This window comes from Sphingobacterium sp. UBA3519 (genome assembly GCF_002377215.1).
Taxonomy (GTDB): Bacteria; Bacteroidota; Bacteroidia; order Sphingobacteriales; family Sphingobacteriaceae; genus Sphingobacterium; species Sphingobacterium multivorum.
This window is the reverse complement of sequence record NZ_DFPI01000010.1, coordinates 193,514-216,180: the sequence shown is the minus strand read 5'-3', so window position 1 is coordinate 216,180 and position 22,667 is coordinate 193,514. Positions and strand designations below refer to the sequence as shown.

Here is a 22,667-nt window from a genome sequence, read left to right as displayed (position 1 = left end):
TCATTCCTTAGCTCAGAGAAATGAAAATTTCTATTTATAACTCAAATGAGGTAGTTATTAACCTATTTCGTTTTTAAATATGTAGCAAGTTTACCAACAGCAATCGCTCGATGGCTAATGCTATTTTTTTCTGCCGCTGTCATTTCGGCAAACGTCCTATCATAGCCATTCGGAATAAAAATGGGATCATAACCAAAGCCATCAATACCTCTACGTTCTTCAATAATTTTCCCCTCGATACTGCCTTCAAAAAAGTGCTGCTGCTCATTCAAATATAATGAAATAACTGTTTTGAATCTCGCTGTACGATTGGGGTTATCGCTTAATTTTTGTAGGACAAGATCAATATTCTTTTCCATATCCCTTGATCCCGAATAACGTGCTGAATAAACTCCCGGTTCTCGATTTAATGCATCAATTTCCAAACCTGAGTCATCTCCAAAACAGTAAAGTCCATATTTATTAACCAAATAGTCTGTTTTCTGCTTGGCATTTTCCTCAAAGGTCTCTCCTGTCTCTGGAATATCATCGCTACAGTCAATATCATTTAAACTCTTAATGATAAAAGCACTTCCCACGATCGCTTGGACTTCCTCCAATTTATGGGCATTATTGGTTGCAAATACAAGTTCTAGCATCTTCTTCAAATTTAGCTTTTTGTTTGTTCTTTCTCTTTGTTGACAGTGCTCCTCACGTTGTAGTATGTTACTATCTTTCCATGAATTCACGCCCCCAAAAATAAGCATTAAACCCCAATTTTTATTCAGAACAAGTATCTGATAAAATCAGGAAACAATAAAGGTCTTAAATTCGTTCCAGAACAGCTTCTTTTTATTCACATCGACAAACATCTCTTCAAAACTGAACGTATTAAAAACCGTTGCAATACGGCCTTTCATGTAGGAATTATGTTCAATAAATGGAAGTTTTAAAGACGCGGGTTCCACACCCAACAATATAATCTTAGTCGGTTGAAAAAACTGCATAATGCGCTTAAAATCATTCGGATTATGGGGATTTGCCAAATTGAGTACCGCAACGGTCTCTTTAGTCAATTTCAAGGCACCAATTGTTTTTTCAAAGGCGTCCAATGCTGCGGGCGAAAAGTAGGGATATTGCTCGTAGCGCAATATAAATAGTATGCCCTGATCCTTATTTCCTTGATAAATAAATTCACCACCCAATACCTCCAGATTGTCAACAGTATCGCCAACCCTGCCGGACCCAATAGCCATAGCGGCCTGCTCCGCACCTAATCCCACTGCCAAATACGAGGTATCTTTCGTTGTCGAGGATGAGGGGTCAGCATATTGCACATGAGTACTGTTCTCCTCCTGTAAAGGATGTACAGACAGATCGGCTTGAAAATTAAAACCATTTCCAAAGATGGTTTCATCCATTAAGGCCTGAAGTGCAACGGGATTATCTGTTGTAAGATTGCTCATCGGGAAAAGAAATATTAAACCGTAAAGATAAAGAAGAAAAAGAGAAAAGAAAAAGGAGCGAAGAATCGCTCCTTTCTGTATGTCAAAAAGATTAATGACCTAAGATATACGAGAAAATTAATGGCGCAACGATCGTCGCGTCAGATTCTACGATAAATTTAGGTGTATCAATATCTAATTTGCCCCAAGTGATTTTCTCGTTTGGAACAGCACCAGAATAAGAACCATACGAAGTTGTTGAATCCGAAATCTGACAGAAATAAGCCCAAAAAGGCACTTCTTCCCATTCAAGATCCTGATACATCATCGGAACTACACAGATTGGGAAGTCACCAGAAATACCGCCTGCGATTTGGAAAAATCCAACACCTTTACCTGCGGAGTTGTTACGGTACCACTCTGTCAAGTAAATCATGTATTCGATACCCGATTTTACTGTACTTGCTTTCAATTTACCTTTTATCACATTGGAAGCGAAGATATTACCTGTCGTTGAATCTTCCCATCCCGGACATACGATCGGTAAATTTTTCTCAGCGGCTGCAACAATCCAAGAATCTTTTGGGTCGATCTCATAATATTGTTCCAACACACCTGAGTTAACAACTTGATAAAGAAACTCATGTGGTAAGTAACGCTCACCTTTAGCTTCAGCAGCATGCCAAACATCCTCGAGATGTTTTTGCAGACGACGAAAAGCTTCCTCTTCTGGAATACAAGTATCTGTAACACGATTATAGTGATTATCCAATAGCTCTCTTTCTTGCTCAGCTGTCAAATCTCTATAATTCGGAATTCTTTTGTAGTGTGAGTGTGCGACAAGGTTCATCACGTCCTCTTCCAAATTGGCACCAGTACAAGAAATAAAGTGTACTTTATCTTGACGGATCATTTCTGCTAAAGAAACACCCAATTCGGCAGTAGACATTGCACCTCCTAAAGAGATCAACATTTTTCCACCATCCAACAGATGCTCCTCGTAACCTTTTGCAGCGTCTACTAATGCAGCTGCGTTAAAGTGACGGTAATTATGCTCAATAAATTGAGAAATAGGTCCTTTTTGAGTACTCATGATATTTTCTAACTTTTATAAAATAATAAGTACCGCAAAGGTACTGAATATAATCTATTTTCGTCCCAATAGAGATTCAAAACACGTATAGACCACATTTTTTTAACAAATGTAAAAGGAATCGTATTCCTAGGCTGCACTTATAAATGTTCCATCGGCTGAAAAATCATTTTGATAGACGCCTATCTCCTCATAATTATTGCGAAGATAATTCCAGTTCAATTCAATAGCCGACTGCTTGTCGATTCGATAACTCATGCCCAAACGACCATTTAATTCCTGCGTGCTATTCGTCTCTTTATTCAGCTGTCCGATCACATAATGAACATTTTCACGATACGCAAGTTCACGCCTACGGTCAACATCAAAATAATTCGAAGAGCGTGCAACGGAAAAACTGGAGTTTAAGGTCCATTTCTTCATTCCATACTGCAGCCCCACGCCATTATTACATTTCCAAAGCCTTCCTTTTGATGCTCCTAAAAAAACATTTCCTGTTAGACCTTTCAGGACATCCTTTTTGATACGAATATCAATTACTCCACCGGCCCCTTCCGCACTCCATTTTGCTGGTGGAATGGTCATGAGATCAATGCTCTCTAAAGAGCTTGCCGGGATAGATTTTAAATAGGCGATCAAAGCGGTTCCGTTGAGATAGGTCTGCCTGCCGTTGACGGTAATCAACACGCCCGTTTTTCCCTGTAAAGAAAAATTGCCTAATTCGTCTACCTGTATACTCGGAATGGCATTTAAAACAGCCAACGTATTTCCATTCAATAAAACGGGATTGCTGCCCGTTCGAATACGGACCCGATCCAAAAGTTGCTGTTCGAGAGGCCCTGATCCCTCAACAAGCACTGTATCTATCCTCCTTGAATCGGATCCAGTATTTCGCAGCATCGTGCTGTCGGTTAATTGCTGTTTAGTTTTGGGGACTATTTGCGCCGATAACAGACATGGCAATGCCATGGATAACCCTATAAGTATCCTAAACTTCATGATATCTACGAAAATTAACGCTTAGTCTTCAAAGCTTTGGTCTATAGCCTGTGCTAGTTTATGGATAAATTCAGGTTTTACGTTTTTATCAATGGCATTGATGTTCTCCAGCTCAAGGAGAAGCGCCGGTATTTTAGCACCGCGTAAAATTGCAAGCTTTGTATTTATCGCTGGAGTACCCGCAGCCAGTCCATTCTGTTGCAACATTTGGCCCAAACTAAACGCAAATTTGCGGTTAAGCTCTTCTAGCATCGTATGACTAACCCCCGACTGATATAATATCCGTATAGGAAGAGATTGTTTGCCCTTTACATTGTCGAAATGGATTGATAACAATAAATCCCCTTCAACGTTCGATCGGTCTCTGAGTAATTTATATTCATCAGCCGCTCTTGACAATACGACTTTGTGCCCCTTGCGCTCCAGCTCCTGTTTCAAAAGCAAACAGGTTTCCCAGGTCAATGATTTTTCTTCCAATCCGAAAGATGAAATACCACCCGTGTCTTTTCCTCCATGTCCGGGGTCAAGAATGATCGTTTTAGACCGATTACTTCCTTCTTTTAAAGAAGTAGAAAACCAAGTGCTCTTCGGTGGATTAATAAAAGAGTAAAATAACAGTGAAAGACCTAGTAATGGAATAGTCAATACGTACTGCCATCTTGCCTTTTTGGAGGAAGGTTTTGACATCATAACCTGTACCCGCTCCACCAACTCATGTCTATTCTTAAATAAACTACTCTGCAACCCAGTGGGACATGGCTGCTGTGTTTGAGTCAGTAGAAAACGGGCATAGCCGCTGTTACCATATCGATTGGCTAACACCTCGTCTACCTGATATTCATGCAGCAAATACAGCTGTCTACGCAACCAATAAACAAATGGATTTAGCCAATAAAGGCAACGAAAAATTTCTATCAACCATTTATCCCGGCAATGATTAAAAACAATATGCTGACGCTCATGCTCAAAAATCAATTTACCTTCTGGCGTATTGAGCTGATCCTCTTCCATAACAATGACATGCTGCACAGAACAATTCGCATAATGTCCAAAAGGAGCAACCATTGTAAATCCGTCAAATTTATACTGACTTAACTGTCCAATTCGACGGTACAAGCGGATATAGCGAAACGCAAAGCGGCACAACAATACAAAAGATACAAGCAGATAACCATAAGCAATGCCATATCCGATCGAAAAAGAATGCCAGAAAGAATCGGCCATTTCTACTTCTGACACGAGACCACTCGCAGTTCCGATGGAATGAGTTAGTGTATTGGATTGTCCAAAAGCGAGAGCCGGACTTGCCGACGGAAGAAATAATTCACCCAAACGTACAGTTCCAAATGGCAGAAGCAGACTCAACAAACATAAACCTAGGATAAAATAACGGTTCCATTGAAAAAATGAAAGCTGTCTGAATACCAGAAAATAAAGAACTGCCCCGATTACCAGACTGCAGTTAACTTCAAATAAATAATAAAGTAAGCTATTCATGATCTTCTTGTTTTTTGATGAGTTGTTCTATTTTCTGAATATCCTCCGCCGAAAGCTTCTTTTCTTTTACCATAAAAGAGAGTAAATTCTCTACCGAATCATCAAAATAATGATCGAGCACTCTCGAGAATGATAATTTCCGGTATTGCATCTTCGAAATCAAAGGATAATATTGGTAAGTTTTTCCGAAGGCCTTATAACCTACATACCCTTTCTTTTCCAATATTCTTACAATCGAGGAGATTGTATTATAAGGAATTGAACTGCTTGGATCCAGATACTCAATAATATCTTTGACAAAGACCTCGTTGAGTTTCCAGATCACCTGCATGACTTCCTCTTCTTTTTTTGTTAATTCTTCCATAATTTGATGCGTTGTTTATACTAATATAAAGCTATAACTTATTTTTCAGTTTTACAACTTAAAAATAAGTTATAAAACTGAAAAACAAGTTCACAGAAGGAATTCAATCAAAAAAAGGCAATTAAAACCTACTTTTTCAACAACTTAGAGAAAAACAAAAAGGCCGCTATCAAAAAGATAATGATAATAATCAGGACAATAATCTCTTGTGTCCCTATTCCCCAGTTCATACTATTCATATTTTTTCAATTTAAATGATCCATTTCTCGCATTGATCTAAAAATGTCTGTTCCATATCTGCTCCGATTCCAATTTGGTCTGAGATATGTATTTTGTATCCATCATATTGAATCCCACCTATAACAGGGTCCTTCAGATGGCCAACCATACAGGTGTCCAGATCAAAAAACTTGACATTCGGTGCAGCATAAGCGAAATGTACTTTAGCTGCTAAAGCCAAGCGAGATTCCAACATCCCTCCGATCATACAAGTAATACCGTATTCCGCGGCAATATGATTAATTTTTAAGGCTTCCTGTATGCCTCCTGATTTCGAAAATTTAATATTGATATAATCGCAAGCATCCGCTTTGCAGAGACGCTCTGCGTCATGTTGAGAATAAACGGATTCATCCGCCATCACGGGAACAATTGTTTCTGCACGCAATTGCGGTAAATATTCGTCGTCCCATGTACGCATCGGTTGCTCGCAAAATTGTATCTTATAAGGTTCCAACCCCTGTAATGCTTCTAATGCCTCCTCATAAGACCAGCCTTGGTTTGCATCAACACGAATAGGCATTTCGAATCCAACAGCCTTACGTATTTCACGTATACGCGCAATATCTGTTTTTGGATCCTTTCCCAACTTAACTTTCAACATGACCGCACCTTCGCTCTGTAAACGTTTTGCTTTCAACGCCATCTCTTCTGGAGACGCAATTCCCAAGGTGATATCTGTCGTAATCTCTCGCTTCGCTCCCTTTAGAAATTGATAAAGTGGCAGACCAGCATGTTTGGCCGCCAGATCATGCAAGGCCATATCAAAAGCTGATTTGATCGTCTTGTTACCGGCGATATATAGGTCCAATTCTGCCAAACGCTCTTCTATAGCCAAAGGATCGCGCCCCTTCCAAATCTTTGCAAAATCCCTTGCCAGAACTAAACAAGTATCTTGTGTTTCTCCTACGATCATCGGAAAGGCAGAACATTCGCCCACACCATATATATTAGCATCTGTATATATACGTATAAAAGTATTTTGCGCATAATCCATCGTCCCTGTTGCGATAACAAAAGGTTCCATAGGAATGCTTAGTCGATAAATTTCAATTTCAGTTATTTTCATCTCACTCTTTAGTTAAGCCATGTCGATACAGCATAAAGGATATGCAATACTTTGCCTAATTTATATATATTCTTGCAATCTTGGGATGATTTTTCCATATCCCACAAAAAATATTGCCAAATGTTGCATTATTCAGCGATGCATCAAACTGAATTGATTGCGGCGAATATCAAATACAATATCGGCAATAAAACATATCAAAAGAAATGATAAAATCAAACTAAATACATTTTCATTATAATATTTATAATATTTCCGTTTTTTATTCCTATATTAGCAATGTATAATATTTGAAAAGGAAAGATGATTCAACAAAGACCGAAAACGGAGGGCCTCTACGACCCTAATTTTGAGCATGACGCCTGTGGGGTAGGCTTTGTCGCCCATATCAAAGGGAATAAATCACACGCACAAGTAAAAGATGCATTAACCATGTTGGAGAATATGGAGCACCGTGGTGCTTGTGGCTGTGACCCAGAAAGCGGTGATGGAGCGGGTATCATGATCCAGCTTCCCCATGAATTTTTATGGGAAGAATGTATCAACTTGGGTATACAATTGGAAGAGCCAGGTTATTATGGCACAGGTATGGTCTTTCTTCCAAAAGAAGAAGACATGAACAAAATATGTCGGGATTTGATTGAGGAAGCGGCAGCAGAAAGGGGTATGAAATTCCTTGGCTACCGTCCAGTACCAGTCAATCGTGAAGGTATTGGACCAACAGCGCTCAGTGCAGAACCTGAAATAGTCCAATTTTTTGTTAGCAGACCGGACGGCGTTTCAAACACTGAAGAATTTGAACGCAAACTTTTTGTACTACGTCGCCTGATCATTCAAAAAGTTAAACAACAACAAGAATACCCTCTCCCCCTTTACTTTGCATCGCTTTCTTGCAAAACAATTATTTACAAAGGTCAATTAACAACATACCAGGTCGGAACTTATTATCTTGATTTACGCGATCCTCGTGTGGTATCTGCTTTTGGCTTAGTTCACTCGCGCTTTTCCACCAATACTTTTCCTTCATGGTCCCTCGCTCAGCCATTCCGTATGCTGGCACACAATGGCGAGATCAATACATTGACAGGTAACCTGAATTGGTTTTACGCAGGTATGCGCGCTTTATCATCGCCGTATTTTACGGAAGAAGAGATGGAAATCTTACTTCCTATTGTTGACCGTGGTCAATCAGATTCTGCCTGCCTTGACAATGTAGCCGAGCTGCTTTTACATAGCGGACGTAGTCTCACCCATGTGATGTTGATGTTGGTCCCTGAGGCTTGGGATGGCAATACGCAAATGGATCCTTTAAAACGTGCTTTCTACGAATATCACGCAACCTTGATGGAGCCTTGGGATGGTCCTGCAGCACTCTGCTTCACCGATGGCAAGCATATTGGTGCTACATTAGACCGCAACGGCTTACGCCCGCTACGTTATGCCGTAACCTCAGACGACCGCGTCGTTGTTGCTTCTGAAGCAGGGGCACTTCCGATCGAGGAGTCTACCATCATCAAAAAAGGCCGTCAACAAGCAGGCAAGATTTTCCTTGTCGACATGGAACAAGGCCGTATCCTCACCGATAACGAAGTAAAAGATCAATTGATCAACCAACAGCCTTATAGTGATTGGTTGGACAACTATAAAATTAAGCTAGAAGAACTGGAAGAACCTCGTGTAACCTACACCTATCTTTCCAAAGATTCTGTTTTCAAATATCAAAAGACATTTGGTTTCTCCCGCGAGGATCTAGAAACCATCCTGACCCCAATGGCATTGACAGGATACGAACCAACAGGCTCCATGGGGTCCGATGTTCCGCTAGCCATTCTTTCCGATCAACCACAACATATTTCAAGTTATTTTAAGCAATTTTTTGCCCAAGTAACCAACCCACCGATCGATCCGATTCGCGAACGCTTGGTCATGAGTTTAGCAACATTTATCGGTAACGCAGGCAATATCCTAATCGAAGACAAGAAATTCTGTCACTGTGTAACCTTACCGCATCCGATCCTGACCTCCAAAGAACTGGAGAAATTGCGTTCGATCGATACAGGATTGTTCCAAGCAAAAACCATCCAGTCTTACTTCCGCTCAGATGGTAAACCTGGATCATTGGAAGCCGGTCTGGAACGCTTGTGCCGCTATGCGGATGATGCTGTACGTGATGGTTTTGAAGTACTCATTCTTTCGGATCGTGCGATTGACTCCAAACATGCAGCTATACCTTCATTACTTGCTGTTTCGGCAGTCCATCACCACTTGATCAAAACAGGTAATCGTGGTGCTGTAGGGATAGTGGTCGAAGCCGGTGATGCTTGGGAAGTACACCATTTTGCCTGCCTATTGGCATTCGGTGCCACAGCGATCAATCCTTATATGGCCTTGGCAAGTATCCGTACCATGAAGGAACAAAACACCTTGGATACCGAACTGACTTGGCCTGAACTATCCAAAAATTACGTCAAAGCCGTTAACAATGGTTTGTTGAAAATTTTCTCCAAAATGGGGATCTCCACATTGCAATCCTACCACGGTGCACAGATCTTTGAGGTACTTGGTATTGACAAGTCTGTTGTCGATAAATTCTTTTGCGGAGCTGTCTCACGTATCGGCGGTATGACTTTGGATGATCTGGCTAAAGAAGCTCTTTCAAAACATTGGCGCGGATTTGAAAAAAGCCGTACTCCACAAAATCTATTGCCAGAAGGCGGTATTTATCAATGGAAGCGTCGTGGTGAAGGCCACCTTTGGAATCCAGACACGATTCACCTATTGCAACAAGCCTGTCGCACTGGAGATTATGCGACCTATAAAAAATACGCGCAGAAAATCAATGAGCAAAAAGAACACATGTTTACCCTTCGCGGATTGTTGGACTTTGCAAAACATCGCAATTCTATTCCATTGGAGCAAGTAGAACCTGCTAGTGAAATTCTAAAACGTTTCGCAACCGGTGCGATGTCTTTTGGATCAATTTCCCACGAAGCGCATAGCACCCTTGCCATCGCCATGAACCGCATCGGCGCAAAATCGAACACCGGTGAAGGCGGCGAAGATGAATTGCGTTATCAACCGCTTCCAAATGGAGATTCTATGCGCTCGGCAATAAAACAGGTTGCCTCGGCTCGTTTTGGTGTTACTTCCAACTATCTGACACAAGCAGACGAACTACAAATCAAAATGGCGCAAGGTGCCAAACCGGGAGAAGGAGGTCAATTACCCGGCGCCAAAGTGGATGCCTGGATTGCAAAAACCAGACACTCTACACCGGGTGTCGGTCTAATTTCACCACCACCCCATCACGATATTTACTCCATCGAAGATTTAGCGCAGCTGATCTTTGACCTAAAGAATGCTAACCGTCAAGCAAGAATCAACGTAAAGTTGGTCTCTAAAGCGGGTGTTGGTACCATTGCTGCCGGAGTGGCGAAGGCCCATGCCGACGTGATTCTTATCGCAGGTTTTGATGGTGGTACAGGTGCATCCCCGATCAGTTCAATCAAACACGCTGGATTGCCTTGGGAATTAGGGCTTGCAGAAGCGCATCAGACACTTGTTAAAAACAAATTGCGCAGTCGCGTTGTGTTGCAGGCGGACGGTCAGGTAAAAACAGGTCGTGACATCATCATCGCCACACTATTGGGCGCTGAGGAATGGGGCGTATCTACAGCAGCATTGGTTGCCGGTGGCTGTATCATGATGCGTAAATGCCACTTGAATACATGCCCTGTGGGTGTTGCAACGCAAGATCCAGAACTGCGTAAATTATTCTCTGGAAAACCAGAAGATATTGTCAACTTATTTACCTTCCTAGCAGAGGAAGTCCGTGAAACGATGGCTTATCTTGGCTTCCGCACCATCAACGAGATGGTCGGGCGGGCTCAGTTCTTAAAGAAACGGGAAAATATAGACCATTGGAAAGCTAAGAAAATTGATTTCACAGACATTCTACATGTGGAACGCAACGAGCCTGGACAATCGTTATACAATACCGAAGAGCAGGATCACGGTATGGCCATGATTTTGGATTGGGGCTTATTAAAACAATCCAAGTTGGCTTTAGAAAGCAAAACGCCTGTATTTGGCACATTTAAAGTAAAAAACACAGACCGTACCATCGGAACCATGCTGTCCAATGAAATTTCAAAACTTTATGGTTCAGAAGGTCTTCCAGACAATACCATCAATTTCAAATTTGAAGGTTCTGCCGGACAGAGTTTTGGTGCATTTTCAACGAAAGGTCTTTCATTTGAATTACAAGGTGAAGCCAATGACTATGTTGGAAAAGGACTATCAGGAGCTCAGTTAGCCATCTATCCAGTTGCAGAAAGTGCTCTAGTACCGGAAGATAATATCATTATTGGCAACGTTGCACTATTTGGAGCAACATCTGGGCATCTATTCGTCAACGGACAGGCCGGTGAACGCTTCGCCGTACGTAACTCTGGTGCAACAGCTGTAGTTGAAGGTGTTGGTGACCATGGCTGTGAGTACATGACAGGGGGGCGTGCGCTGATCTTGGGTGCTACAGGTCGTAACTTTGCTGCCGGAATGAGCGGTGGTATTGCGTGGATCTACGACATTAATGAAGATTTCCGCGAAAACTGTAATCAGGAAATGGTCGATCTGGATCCATTGGAAAGTGAAGACGAAACCGCAATTATCGCCTTACTGAAACGTCATATCTTGCTCACCAATAGCCGTAGAGCAGATTTCATACTACAAAATTGGTCAAGAGAAAAAAATAAATTCATTAAGGTATTCCCGAGAGAATACAAAAATGTCATTCGTCAAAAATTAGTTGAAGCATAATATAGGAAGCACAGATCATGGGAAAAATTACAGGTTTTAAAGAATTTGAGCGCGTGCTTCCAACAAAAGAAGCTGTTGAAGGTCGCGTACAGCACTATAAAGAATTCAATAAAGGGTATTCTGAGAACGAGCTCAATAAGCAGGCCGCGCGCTGCATGGACTGCGGTATTCCATTTTGTCATTCAGGCTGTCCACTGGGCAATGTCATCCCTGAATTTAACGATGCCGTATACGATGGAAAATGGGAAGAGGCCTATCAGATTTTGTCCTCCACCAATAACTTCCCTGAATTTACAGGTAGAATATGTCCGGCACCATGCGAATCAGCCTGTGTACTTGGTATACATAGTACTCCGATCACTATCGAGGAGATCGAAAAACATATTATCGAGATTGCTTTTAAAAAGGGTTATGTCAAAGCACATAAAAGTTATTTAAAAACAGGCAAACGCGTCGCCGTCGTGGGCTCCGGTCCAGCCGGACTAGCGGCTGCTGCTCAGCTCAATAAAGCAGGACACGATGTTGTTGTTTTCGAACGTGATGATCAGGTTGGAGGATTACTCCGCTACGGTATTCCGGATTTTAAATTAGAAAAATCGGTAATCGATCGCCGTGTCAATCTCCTGAAAGAATCGGGAATAGAATTCAAGGTGAATACAGAAGTTGGCAAAGACATCAGCTTTTATGAATTAAAAGCTTATGATGCTGTTATATTGGCAACAGGCTCTACCGTTCCATGGCACATGCAATTACCAGGGCATGAAGCTAAAGGCATACATTTTGCTATGGACTTTCTGACCCAGCAAAATAAAGAAGTAAGTGGAATTGCTATCGAACAAGACCGCATCCTGGCAACAGACAAACATGTTGTTGTCATCGGTGATGGTGATACCGGATCAGACTGTATTGGTACATCCAATCGTCATCGTGCAAAAAGTATCACACAGATTGCCCGCAAACCTACACCTTCTAAACAACGTCTAAAGAACAATCCTTGGCCAATGGACAAGCTCACATTCGGAACCTCCTCTTCTCAGGAAGAAGGCTGTGAAAGACTTTGGGCTACAGAAACGCAAGAATTTGTTAAAGATGAAGATGGCCATATCAAAGCTATAAAAATCAAAGAGGTTCAATACGAAGTTGATGAATTTGGAAAAAGAACCCGCTTAGGAGAATCCGAGATCCGTGAAATACCAGCAGACCTCGTCTTATTGGCTATTGGTTATCAACACACTGAACATACGCTCCTAGAACAATTGGGTGTACGTGTCGATGAAAAAGGAAATATCCTTGCAAATGATAAAGACTACCAAACGACAATTGATAATATCTTCACTGCTGGAGATTGCCGTAAAGGCCAGTCGCTTGTTGTTTGGGCCATCTCTGAAGGACGCGAATGTGCTCGAAAAGTAGACGAATACTTAATGGGGTATTCAGAGCTTGAAAGCAAGGACTTCCTGGCAACAATAAATGCTTAAAAGAAGGAAGTTCTCAATAGAGAGATCATACCAGTGATATGCTAAGCTACGTTTAGACTTCGTAACAAGGATAAAAGCTTGGACAGCACAAAACATAAAAAGGTCCGTTGAGAATTCAACGGACCTTTTTATAATTAATAGTTAGCCACTATTTCAATGGATCCTTAAGTTTAACAAAATAAATACTGTTTTTGTCTACGGTCTTTATACAAGGTAATATTTTCGTCGCATAAAAACCTTTTCCCGTTACCCCAAAATCATCATCATTACATACCGCGATCAGAGATGGATTAATGACAGCCAGGCCCTCAGCTTTATCATGCGGATACAATTCCTTGATATCCGTCATTAAATCGGCGACCAATGTCTTATTGACTGGTTTAATATTATATTTTGCCAATGTAGCCGCGTCTTTGAGTTCCTCCACAGTTTTACCATCAAATAATTTCCCCGTTGCCGTATTATTCGCATCTGAGATATCTGTTGCGCCAGAAAGATCTATTTTATAAATCTTCTTAAATACAGTAGAACGAGTTGTTTCTGTCGCGTATTCCCCGTCACGTTCCAATACAATAAATGTTGAATTGCTCACGGCAGCGATTTCACTTACTGCCTGCAAATCGGTACGCTCCATCATATAGACATATTGTTTCGTGACGCCGCTCGCAATATCCAGCGTAACAATACGGATTGCCAATGAATTTTTAATCGCATCTTTAGATGGATTATAAAGTGGAAATTGCATAATTCCGACCAGTGTTTTACCATCTGGTGTAAGCGTCAATCCTTCCATTCCACGATTAGGACGACGTTTGGCAAATACCAAAGGCAACTTTTTACCCGTAGACCACGGATTGATCCGCTCTATTTCCTTTCCCGAAGCGTCAAAATGAACGATATGTGGTCCGTATTCGTCACTGACCCACCAAGAACCATCCGCCGCTCTCGCTAGTCCCTCTGAATCGATTCCATCCTCACTTTTCCCTAGATCTTTACCATCAACCCCCAATGCTTTTTCCCCAGAACCACCTTTCCCTTCTGGATTTGGTAGACCATTCAATTTCACACCATCTTTATTTTTCAATTCGATAACAGATTCCAATGTTAGCGTATTGTCTTTTAATCTGAATTTACCGATCTGCGGTGTAAATGTTGGCGAAGCAAATAGTTTACTATCATTTTCCGTCCCATCAATATTTGGTCCCCTATCCGTTAAAAGATAAAATATAGATTTATCAATAGGATCTTGAGCCATCGATGATCCATAACCCCCATTATACACTTTTACTCCATTAACATCAATCAATACTTTGGGATCTGTTGCTATGGCCTTTTCGGGATAGGTCAGTTCAATCGGATCAGTAATCTGCGATACGTCATCTTTACTACATGAAGCACATAATAGGGCCAACGCCAATACACTGTATATTTTTTTCATCTGTCTAAATTTTTCAAATAATGCTTACTGTTATCCATATTCCGGACACGTTCAACTAGTTAAATTTCATCCTTATCGTCTTGCTTAGGCTATAACACAGCAGGTTTTGTCTACACAATCCATGCGCAGTGGGCAACCCAACGGTATTGCAAACATAAAAGCCAAATATTAGCCAATGATTAACATAAGTTTAAATAAACTGCATCAACCGTAAAAAACACGGTATAAAAATTAATTATCCTCGATTATGGAATTTTGAATTTCCCGGCATCACTACAAGAATAAATAGCTAATTGTGCAGCGAATTAACAGTATATTCTCTGCCCTCACCTACTAAAAATAGAAAGATGAAAAAGATCATAGTTGCCCTTTGCATAATTTTGGTATTTTCTAATGTGGATACGAAATCTCAGATCAGAACTACACGCGAAATACCAAGCTTAAAAATTAAAGATGGCGATGGCCAGCAAAACAAGGTGATATTGGCAGACCTAAAAATAGCTGTCGTCATATTCGGAAATATAGCCAAAACGACGATGACAATGGTCTTTGATAACAAGACCAACCGCGATCTCGAGGGCGAACTGACATTCCCTATGCCCGAAGGTGTCTCCGTGAGCGGCTACGCCTTAGATATCAACGGCAAATTACGACAAGCAGTTCCAGTCGATAAGAATAAAGGAACCGAAGTATTTGAAAGTATAGAAACACGCCGCATTGATCCGGGTTTATTGGAAAAAGTCGAAGGAAATAATTTCCGAACTCGAATTTACCCTTTACCAGCGAATGGGAAGCGTACCGTTAAGATTAGCTATTCAGAAAATCTGACCACAACATCGGATCAGGCTCGGTACTACCATCTACCCTTAAACTATAGTTCCCCCATTGAAAACTTCGCATTGGATATTCATGTCTTTCAAAATACCGATAAGCCAGATTTCACCGAGAAACCAGACGGTTCTTTGGCTTTCTCACAGCATAACAGCAATTACACAGCTTCTTTACATAAACAACAGTTTAAATCCCAGCGAAATTTAGTTCTTCAACTGCCGACAGGCAACAAGGAAGCATCTGGCCTATTTCAGGAAAATGGGGATAAAAGCTTCTACTTTCTTGCCAATGTAACGGCAAACGCGACAAAATCTACTCAAAAAAAATGGGGGCACAGTATTGGAATTATATGGGACCGCTCGCTCAGCAGTAAAAATAGAGATATAGAAAAGGAACTCGCCCTATTAGATCTCTTTTTTAAAGAAAACCCCAATATGACTGTCGATCTCGGCTTATTGGATATCCGCTTTGTAAAAGGTCATACGTTTCAGGTACGACAAGGTAATTGGAATGATCTCAAAAACTACATCAAAGGAATTGACTACGATGGCGGCACAGACTATAGTCAAATAAAAACCGGTGTAATACAGGCCAACAATTACCTGCTGTTTAGCGATGGCCTTTCTACATTTGGTCAAAGTAAAATCAACCTTGACAATCCAGTTTATTGCATTACTTCGTCCAATGGATCGGACTACGGTGTCCTAAAACAAATTTCCCAGAAACATCTTGGAAAGATGATCAATTTAGCCAATACCTCAACAACTGAAGCGTACCATAAGCTAAATACGATAGACCTTATTTACCTGGGGATAAAAGAAAAAAATGATTTTGAGGAAGTTTATCCTCAAAAAGGCACGCCAGTACAAGCCAATTTTTCTCTCGCAGGCGTAGGGAAAAGCCCGGGATTAAAGCAGATCACCGTACTTGTAGGAGATGGGCAACAAGCACCGCAAGAGATTAGTATAGCGCTACAGCCTGACCATGGTGAAATTGACCTACAGCAGATCTGGGCACAAAAGAAAATTGAAGCGTTGGATCTTCAATACGAAGACAATCGTGAAGAAATTGAAACACTTGGCAAACAGTTCGGTATTGTTACCCGAAATACCAGCCTGATTGTACTGGAAACCACAGAAGATTACGTACGTTATGCAATAACTCCGCCCGCCGAATTGCTTTCCGAATTCAATCGGCTCATCAAAGAAGAACATATAGAAAAGGAAGAACGTGTAGCAGACTTGTTGGATCAGGCTCAAGACATTACCAAACAGCTTCAGTCCTGGTGGAATACCGATTTTCAGCAAAAAAAGAAATACCCAACGCGTAAAAAATTGATTTCCATCCCTGAACTTGCTGTTGCCGAAGAAATGGCTACCGGAGTTGCTCCTGTTACACCTATACCGTCGCGTCCTTCAGCTAGCCCTGCCGCGACATCACGAGCCGAAGAACTCAGGTCATCAGCTCCCGCTAGTGAAAAAAGAGTGTCAGCCGAAGGCAATTCAAATACCGCCAAAGCTGTTACCAGTGAATTGGCGATGGCGGCATCTGATGATGTTCTTCAGGATTTCGCTGTTGTTCAATCCTTAGAAGAACGCGTAGCTGGCATACAAACGACAAGCAGCATCAACAGCATACATGGAAAAATAAGCATCCCTGAAATTAAAGAAGACCAAGCCTATTTACAGGACCTTAATCAATCCAAAGATCCTTACAAAAGCTATCTCCAACTTCGGAATCAGTATATGGGAACGCCAACTTTCTATTTTGATGTCGCAAACTTCTTTTTCAAAAGAGGAGATCACAACAAAGCCTTACTCATCTTAAGCGCACTTGCAGACTTACAAATTGAAAATGCAGATCTCTACAAAACCATTTCCTATAAGTTACGGGAATGGGGAGATTACGACAATGCACTGTTCATTACTGCTAAGGTATTAAAATGGCGTCCCATGGATCCACAAAGCCACCGCGATTATGCCCTCGTTTTACAAGACAAAGGTATGTTCAAGGAGGCACTAGAACAATTATATGGGATTTTGACCCAGAGCTACTCCCCAGAAGCTGCCGATCGCGATGATGGTATTGAAGAAACATTGGTCATGGAAATCAATAATCTCATTAAAGCAAACAAAGCTGCAAGCTCCAAAGTTGCCGTGAACAAAAAATTGATTGCTGACCTACCCGTCGACATTCGTGTTGTCATTAATTGGAATTCACGAAACACCGATATCGACCTTTGGGTAACTGATCCAAATCAAGAAAAATGCTTCTATAGTAATCCTGCCACAGCCATTGGGGGCCGACTCAGCAATGACTTTACTGGTGGCTATGGCCCTGAACAATTTCTATTAAAAAAAGCTTTAAAAGGAAAATACAAAATTGAAGTTGACTTCTATAACGATGATTCCCTTACTTTAGCAGGACCAGCAGCGGTCATGGCCGAAATTTATACCTACTATAGCAGTGGCAAGCAAGAACGAAAAATCGTTACGATCTATCTTGACCGCAATAAAGAGCGCAATATTGGGATTGGCGAATTTTCATTCCAGTAGTTGAGCAGAGACAGAAGGTGTTCAAAAAAACAAATCAAACCCTTTGAAAATTAGCTCTATGAAATGATGCTTTAGGGGAAAGGTATATAACCACATGAAATCGGGGCTATCCAAAAAGATTGGATAGCCCCGATTTCAATTAATGCAATTTACGAATAACAAGATCTTTTTGTCTATTCTCTAATTTCGTTTTGACATAAGGGTAAGTGAATACTGCTCCCAAAACGATACAAGCGCCAAGATAAAACCCACCGCTCATGGTCTCCTTTTGTCCAAATATCAACATCGCCAACAGAATACCATAAACAGGTTCCAGATTTGTTGTCAGCGCAACAGTAAAAGCAGATAATTCCTTCATGACAGCAACCCCCATAACATAGGCCACCGCCGTACAAACCACACCTAACAACAGCAGATAAATTAAATCTTGCTGTCCCAATTTCATTTCAGCATTGAAATCTCCTGTAAACAACATCAATATGCTGATCCAGAAGCATGCCCCCATCATCTCATAGAACGTAATCAAGGTCGGGCTCGATTTTTTAACCATTCGCGCATTGGCGATAGAAAATATACTCGCGCAAAACGCACAGCCAAGCCCCGCCAATAGACCAACAAGGTAATGTGTTTCAAAAGAAAAGATTGTATAAATACCGATGATAATGACCAAACCAACAACAATATCCAACAGCGCAATACGCTTTTTATTCACAATAGGCTCCAATATTGCCGTAAATAAAGTCACCGAGGATAGCGTGACCAATGTCACCGATACGGTAGATACTTTGATCGAATAAAAAAATAATACCCAATGCAGTCCAACAACGGCCCCCACCATAAAAAATTGGAGAAATTGTTTCCGCGAAACTACAATCGATTGTTTAGTTACCAAGAAATAGATCAACAGCGCGATAGACGCTATTGCAACACGATACCACACTAAATGAAGGGCAGATACGGAAATCAAGCTACCCAAAATTCCGGTAAATCCCCAAATAAGTATTGTTAAATGCAGAATTAGAATATTCCGATTTAATTGAATTTTAGTCATATTCTCTAGAATACATTTGTATAGAAATGATGAGCAATACCTATTATTTCCCTTTATAAGGCAGGCTCACTGAAGTTATTGAAAACTAACAAAAAATTACTTTGGCGCTTTTATCGCCAGGTATAGTGCTACCAAAAAGAAGGTAACATTCGGAATTAATACGGCTATCAACGGTGGCAGTCCCCCTTTCAAAGAAAACATAGTCGCAAACTGTATAAATACGATATACGTAAAACTTAGCGCGATACCAATACCAAGACTCAATCCTATCCCCCCACGCACTTTCTTGGAGGACAGTGCCACACCCATCAAGGTCAATACAAAAGCTGAAAATGGATATACGTAACGCTTGTATTTCTCCAGTAATAAATCGTTCATGACTCCGGTTCCCCTGATCTCCTCCTTATGGATACGAATATTTAATTCGCGTGTATCCATAGCGGTAAACATATTATCACGTACCTCAAAATCAGAAGGTTTCATATCCAAGGTTGTGTCTTTAACAGCTCCTTTGTCCATGCGTTCATGTAGTCCATTGATAATACGATTGGTATACCCTTCGATCTTCCATTTTGTCGCCACCGAGTCCCACGTAATACGATCAGCCATCATTTTCTCCTTAAGGGTATCCCCTTTGAAAATTTCAAGTACAAATCCGTAGCCTGTTTTGGTAGAATTATCAAAGTTGTCTATATAAACATAGCTGTTTTTGTCCAGTTGCATATGGGTAGAAACCCTCGAGTTATCCTTAGGTGGCTTTACATAGATATTTTCAAAATCAACCTTCATCTTATTGGTCTTCGGAATAATAAAGATGTTAAATACCAAAGAAATGGCAAAGATTAGGGTTGCAGCGATCATGTAGGGACGAAGCAAACGGTTAAAGCTATATCCGGCACTGAGAATCGGGACAATTTCGGTTTGGTCTGCCATCTTTGAGGTAAAGAAAATAACCGCAATAAAGTTGATCAGCGGACAAAGAAAATTTAGGTAAAAGGGAATAAACCCTGCATAATACTCAAAAATAATCTTATCGAGGGGAGCATGATATTTTAAAAAATCATCCAATCGTTCGGACACGTCAAAAACCACCATGACAATAGTAAATATTGCCATAGTGAATAAAAAAGTACTTAGATACTTTTTGATGATGTAACGATCGATTAACGACAGCATTTTTTTAACTTGAGCTATTTAGTTTTACAAACGTTGATCCAATATTTTCACCATTTTGTTTTTCCAATCGTAGAAAGTTCCATCAATGATTCGCTCCCTAGCCTGATTCACCAACCAAAGGTAAAAATGTAAATTATGTAAAGAAGCAATTTGTGCTCCAAGAATTTCCTGCGATTTAATCAAATGTCTTAGATAAGCTTTCGAATAAAATTGATCTGCCTGCAGATCACTCTCCGCTTCTATTGGTGAAAAATCATCTTTCCACTTTTCATTTTTGATATTGATAATACCATTTTGCGTGAAAAGCATACCATTTCTAGCATTACGGGTTGGCATAACGCAATCGAACATATCCACCCCTAAAGCAATATTTTCAAGGATATTTACCGGTGTACCTACCCCCATGAGATAACGTGGCTTGTCATGCGGTAAGATATCACAGACAACTTCGGTCATCGCATACATTTCTTCCGCCGGTTCGCCTACCGACAATCCACCAATCGCATTTCCTTCGCGGTTAAACGAAGCGATAGTCTCCGCAGATTTTATCCTTAAATCTTTGTAAACAGATCCTTGAACGATTGGAAACAAAGTCTGGTCATATCCATAAAGCGGATCTGTACTATCAAAACGATCCACACAGCGTTTCAGCCAACGATGGGTCATATCCAAAGAACGACGTGCATACCCATAATCACATGGATAAGGCGTACACTCGTCAAATGCCATAATGATATCCGCACCGATAATACGTTGTGTATCCATGACATTCTCTGGTGTAAATAGATGTTTTGATCCATCAATATGGGAACGAAAGGTAACCCCCTCTTCTTTGATTTTACGTACTTCGGTCAACGAATACACCTGATAACCACCGGAATCCGTTAAAATAGGTCGATCCCAACCATTAAATTTATGCAGCCCGCCCGCCTTATTCAACACATTCAATCCGGGACGTAAATAGAGGTGGTACGTATTACCCAGAATAATCTGCGCTTCAATATCGTTCTTCAATTCATGTTGATGAATTGCTTTCACTGTACCTGCCGTACCAACAGGCATAAAAATAGGTGTTTGAATGGGACCGTGTGCAGTTTCGACAACACCTGCACGTGCTTTTGACAATTTATCTTGTGCTTGTAGCGTAAATTTCATTAATATTTTTCCTCTGAGACTATTTCTATTTTAAAGGATGATTTGCCATGGACATGGCGATATCGGCATTTGGTGTAAAAAATTAAAAACTCATTTTCAGTCAGTTGTAACTTAAAAAGTCGTTATAGCTTTTCTAATTTTCACCCAAGCTCGGATTCATCCCTAGAATACGTTGCAAAAATACTATAAAAAGATTTGCAAACAGGATGTTTCAAAAATAAATTATCATTTTTCCCCTATAAAAAAGTTGCGGAAAGCACTTATCTTTGTGAGCTATGCTTGACCTTCACGTATTTTTGGCCAATCTTCCATATATTGCTTTCGGAGTATTGGGTCTTTTCCTCTTGATACAATTGTACTACATCTTATTTGTATATAGCAAATTGAGTGGTTATCAAATTGAAACTGTACAAGAAGGAACTGAATTCCCACCGCTGTCCGTTATTATTTGTGCACACAATGAACAGGATAATATTCGGGAATTCCTCCCGAGTGTACTGAATCAAGACTATCCCAATTTTGAAGTCATTGTGGTCAATGACTTTTCGACTGACAATACGCCCTGGATATTGCATGAGTTCGAAGCAAAATACCCCCATTTAAAGATTGTGGATATCAAAGAGCATATTCGCTTGAAACATGGTAAAAAGTTTGCCGTTAGTATGGGTATCAAAGCGTCAAAGCACCAGACACTGGTGTTTACTGACGCAGATTGTGCACCACAATCCGATCAATGGCTCAAAGAAATTGCAGCAGCCTTCAGACCAGAAACAGAAATTGTACTTGGCTATTCTCCTTATTTTAAGCAAAAAAGCTTGCTAAATCTATTGATTCGATTTGAAACCAGCCATACGGCCATGAGTTACTTTGCCTATGCACTAAAGGGAGATGCCTATATGGGAGTAGGACGCAATATGGCTTACAAAAAAGACCTTTTCTTTCGTAACAAAGGTTTTGCAGCCCATATGCATATTAAGTCTGGCGATGATGATCTTTTTGTCAACCAAAATGCAAATCCGACCAACGTTAACATTGCACTGGCAGCCGAATCCATTGTCTATTCGGAACCCAAAGCGACCTGGAGGAGCTATTACAAGCAAAAAGCAAGACACTCAGGAGCCTCTACCATTTACAAAAAGCGACATCAGCGCATGCTCGGCACGCAGCTGGTATCAGCCGTCCTTTTTTATGTCGCCCTTATCGCAACAGCAATTGCCTTTCCAATGTACTGGTATGTTCCTGTTACAGCCTACCTCCTAAGGCTGATTGCACAATGGATAATATTTGCCAACATCTATAAAAAACTAGAAGTAAAGGAACTCATTTGGTGGCTACCTTTGGCAGACTTCATCTACTATTTCTATATTTGCATCAATGGCATGTTCAGCAGAAAAAAGAAAAAAATAAGCTGGAAATAATTCACTTTTAAAACATTAAGCT

15 protein-coding genes are annotated in these 22,667 nt (G+C 40.7%); 4 read left to right on the top strand and 11 right to left on the bottom strand.

Features of this window, described 5'->3' with window-relative positions:
• Nucleotides 1–62 precede the first annotated feature (62 nt).
• The 7 genes from B3297_RS04865 to B3297_RS04835 form a co-directional block, all read right to left on the bottom strand.
• Nucleotides 63–638: a non-canonical purine NTP diphosphatase gene (locus B3297_RS04865; RefSeq protein ID WP_070560711.1), complete on the bottom strand. Its 576-nt coding sequence runs from the start codon at nt 636–638 to the stop codon at nt 63–65.
• A 147-nt stretch (nt 639–785) separates the two neighbouring features.
• Nucleotides 786–1,445, bottom strand: a complete 660-nt coding sequence (locus tag B3297_RS04860; protein WP_254667620.1) for a hypothetical protein — start codon at nt 1,443–1,445, stop codon at nt 786–788.
• Between the two features lie 91 nt (nt 1,446–1,536).
• A complete protein-coding gene (locus tag B3297_RS04855) occupies nt 1,537–2,517 on the bottom strand; it encodes a deoxyhypusine synthase family protein (protein WP_046674101.1) in 981 nt (326 codons plus the stop codon).
• 129 nt (nt 2,518–2,646) lie between these two features.
• Nucleotides 2,647–3,516 (bottom strand): hypothetical protein, encoded by an 870-nt coding sequence (locus B3297_RS04850; protein WP_286778526.1) that lies wholly within the window; start codon nt 3,514–3,516, stop codon nt 2,647–2,649.
• 21 nt (nt 3,517–3,537) lie between these two features.
• Nucleotides 3,538–5,013 (bottom strand): N-acetylmuramoyl-L-alanine amidase, encoded by a 1,476-nt coding sequence (locus B3297_RS04845; protein WP_070560670.1) that lies wholly within the window; start codon nt 5,011–5,013, stop codon nt 3,538–3,540.
• A complete protein-coding gene (locus tag B3297_RS04840) occupies nt 5,006–5,377 on the bottom strand; it encodes a BlaI/MecI/CopY family transcriptional regulator (RefSeq protein ID WP_070560671.1) in 372 nt (123 codons plus the stop codon). The genes B3297_RS04845 and B3297_RS04840 overlap by 8 nt, the downstream gene beginning before the upstream one ends.
• Nucleotides 5,378–5,627: 250 nt before the next feature.
• Nucleotides 5,628–6,725, bottom strand: coding sequence for a mandelate racemase/muconate lactonizing enzyme family protein (locus B3297_RS04835; RefSeq protein ID WP_070560672.1), 1,098 nt, complete (start codon nt 6,723–6,725; stop codon nt 5,628–5,630).
• A 303-nt stretch (nt 6,726–7,028) separates the two neighbouring features.
• Here B3297_RS04835 and gltB point away from each other — a divergent pair, with 303 nt between their 5' ends.
• Together gltB and B3297_RS04825 are read left to right on the top strand one after the other, a co-directional pair.
• A complete protein-coding gene (gene gltB, locus B3297_RS04830) occupies nt 7,029–11,543 on the top strand; it encodes a glutamate synthase large subunit (RefSeq protein WP_286778525.1) in 4,515 nt (1,504 codons plus the stop codon).
• Between the two features lie 17 nt (nt 11,544–11,560).
• Nucleotides 11,561–13,021 (top strand): glutamate synthase subunit beta, encoded by a 1,461-nt coding sequence (locus tag B3297_RS04825; protein ID WP_070560674.1) that lies wholly within the window; start codon nt 11,561–11,563, stop codon nt 13,019–13,021.
• Between the two features lie 148 nt (nt 13,022–13,169).
• Here the strand turns inward: B3297_RS04825 and B3297_RS04820 are convergent, their stop codons facing one another.
• Nucleotides 13,170–14,459, bottom strand: a complete 1,290-nt coding sequence (locus tag B3297_RS04820; protein WP_070560675.1) for an esterase-like activity of phytase family protein — start codon at nt 14,457–14,459, stop codon at nt 13,170–13,172.
• A gap of 347 nt (nt 14,460–14,806) precedes the next feature.
• Between B3297_RS04820 and B3297_RS04815 the strand changes: the two genes are divergently transcribed.
• The gene (locus tag B3297_RS04815) at nt 14,807–17,845 is read left to right on the top strand and encodes a VIT domain-containing protein (protein WP_286778524.1); all 3,039 of its coding nucleotides are present in this window, start codon (nt 14,807–14,809) and stop codon (nt 17,843–17,845) included.
• A 139-nt stretch (nt 17,846–17,984) separates the two neighbouring features.
• Here the strand turns inward: B3297_RS04815 and B3297_RS04810 are convergent, their stop codons facing one another.
• The 3 genes from B3297_RS04810 to tgt form a co-directional block, all read right to left on the bottom strand.
• Complete coding sequence (locus B3297_RS04810) at nt 17,985–18,896, bottom strand: DMT family transporter (protein WP_070560678.1); 912 nt, start codon at nt 18,894–18,896, stop codon at nt 17,985–17,987.
• 96 nt (nt 18,897–18,992) lie between these two features.
• Nucleotides 18,993–20,069 carry an LptF/LptG family permease gene (locus B3297_RS04805; RefSeq protein WP_070560713.1) on the bottom strand — a complete coding sequence of 359 codons (1,077 nt, stop codon included), beginning with the start codon at nt 20,067–20,069 and terminating at the stop codon, nt 18,993–18,995.
• Nucleotides 20,070–20,096: 27 nt separating this feature from the next.
• Nucleotides 20,097–21,227, bottom strand: a complete 1,131-nt coding sequence (gene tgt, locus B3297_RS04800) for a tRNA guanosine(34) transglycosylase Tgt (RefSeq protein ID WP_070560679.1) — start codon at nt 21,225–21,227, stop codon at nt 20,097–20,099.
• 275 nt (nt 21,228–21,502) lie between these two features.
• Here tgt and B3297_RS04795 point away from each other — a divergent pair, with 275 nt between their 5' ends.
• The gene (locus B3297_RS04795; RefSeq protein ID WP_070560681.1) at nt 21,503–22,645 is read left to right on the top strand and encodes a glycosyltransferase; all 1,143 of its coding nucleotides are present in this window, start codon (nt 21,503–21,505) and stop codon (nt 22,643–22,645) included.
• Nucleotides 22,646–22,667: the final 22 nt, after the last annotated feature.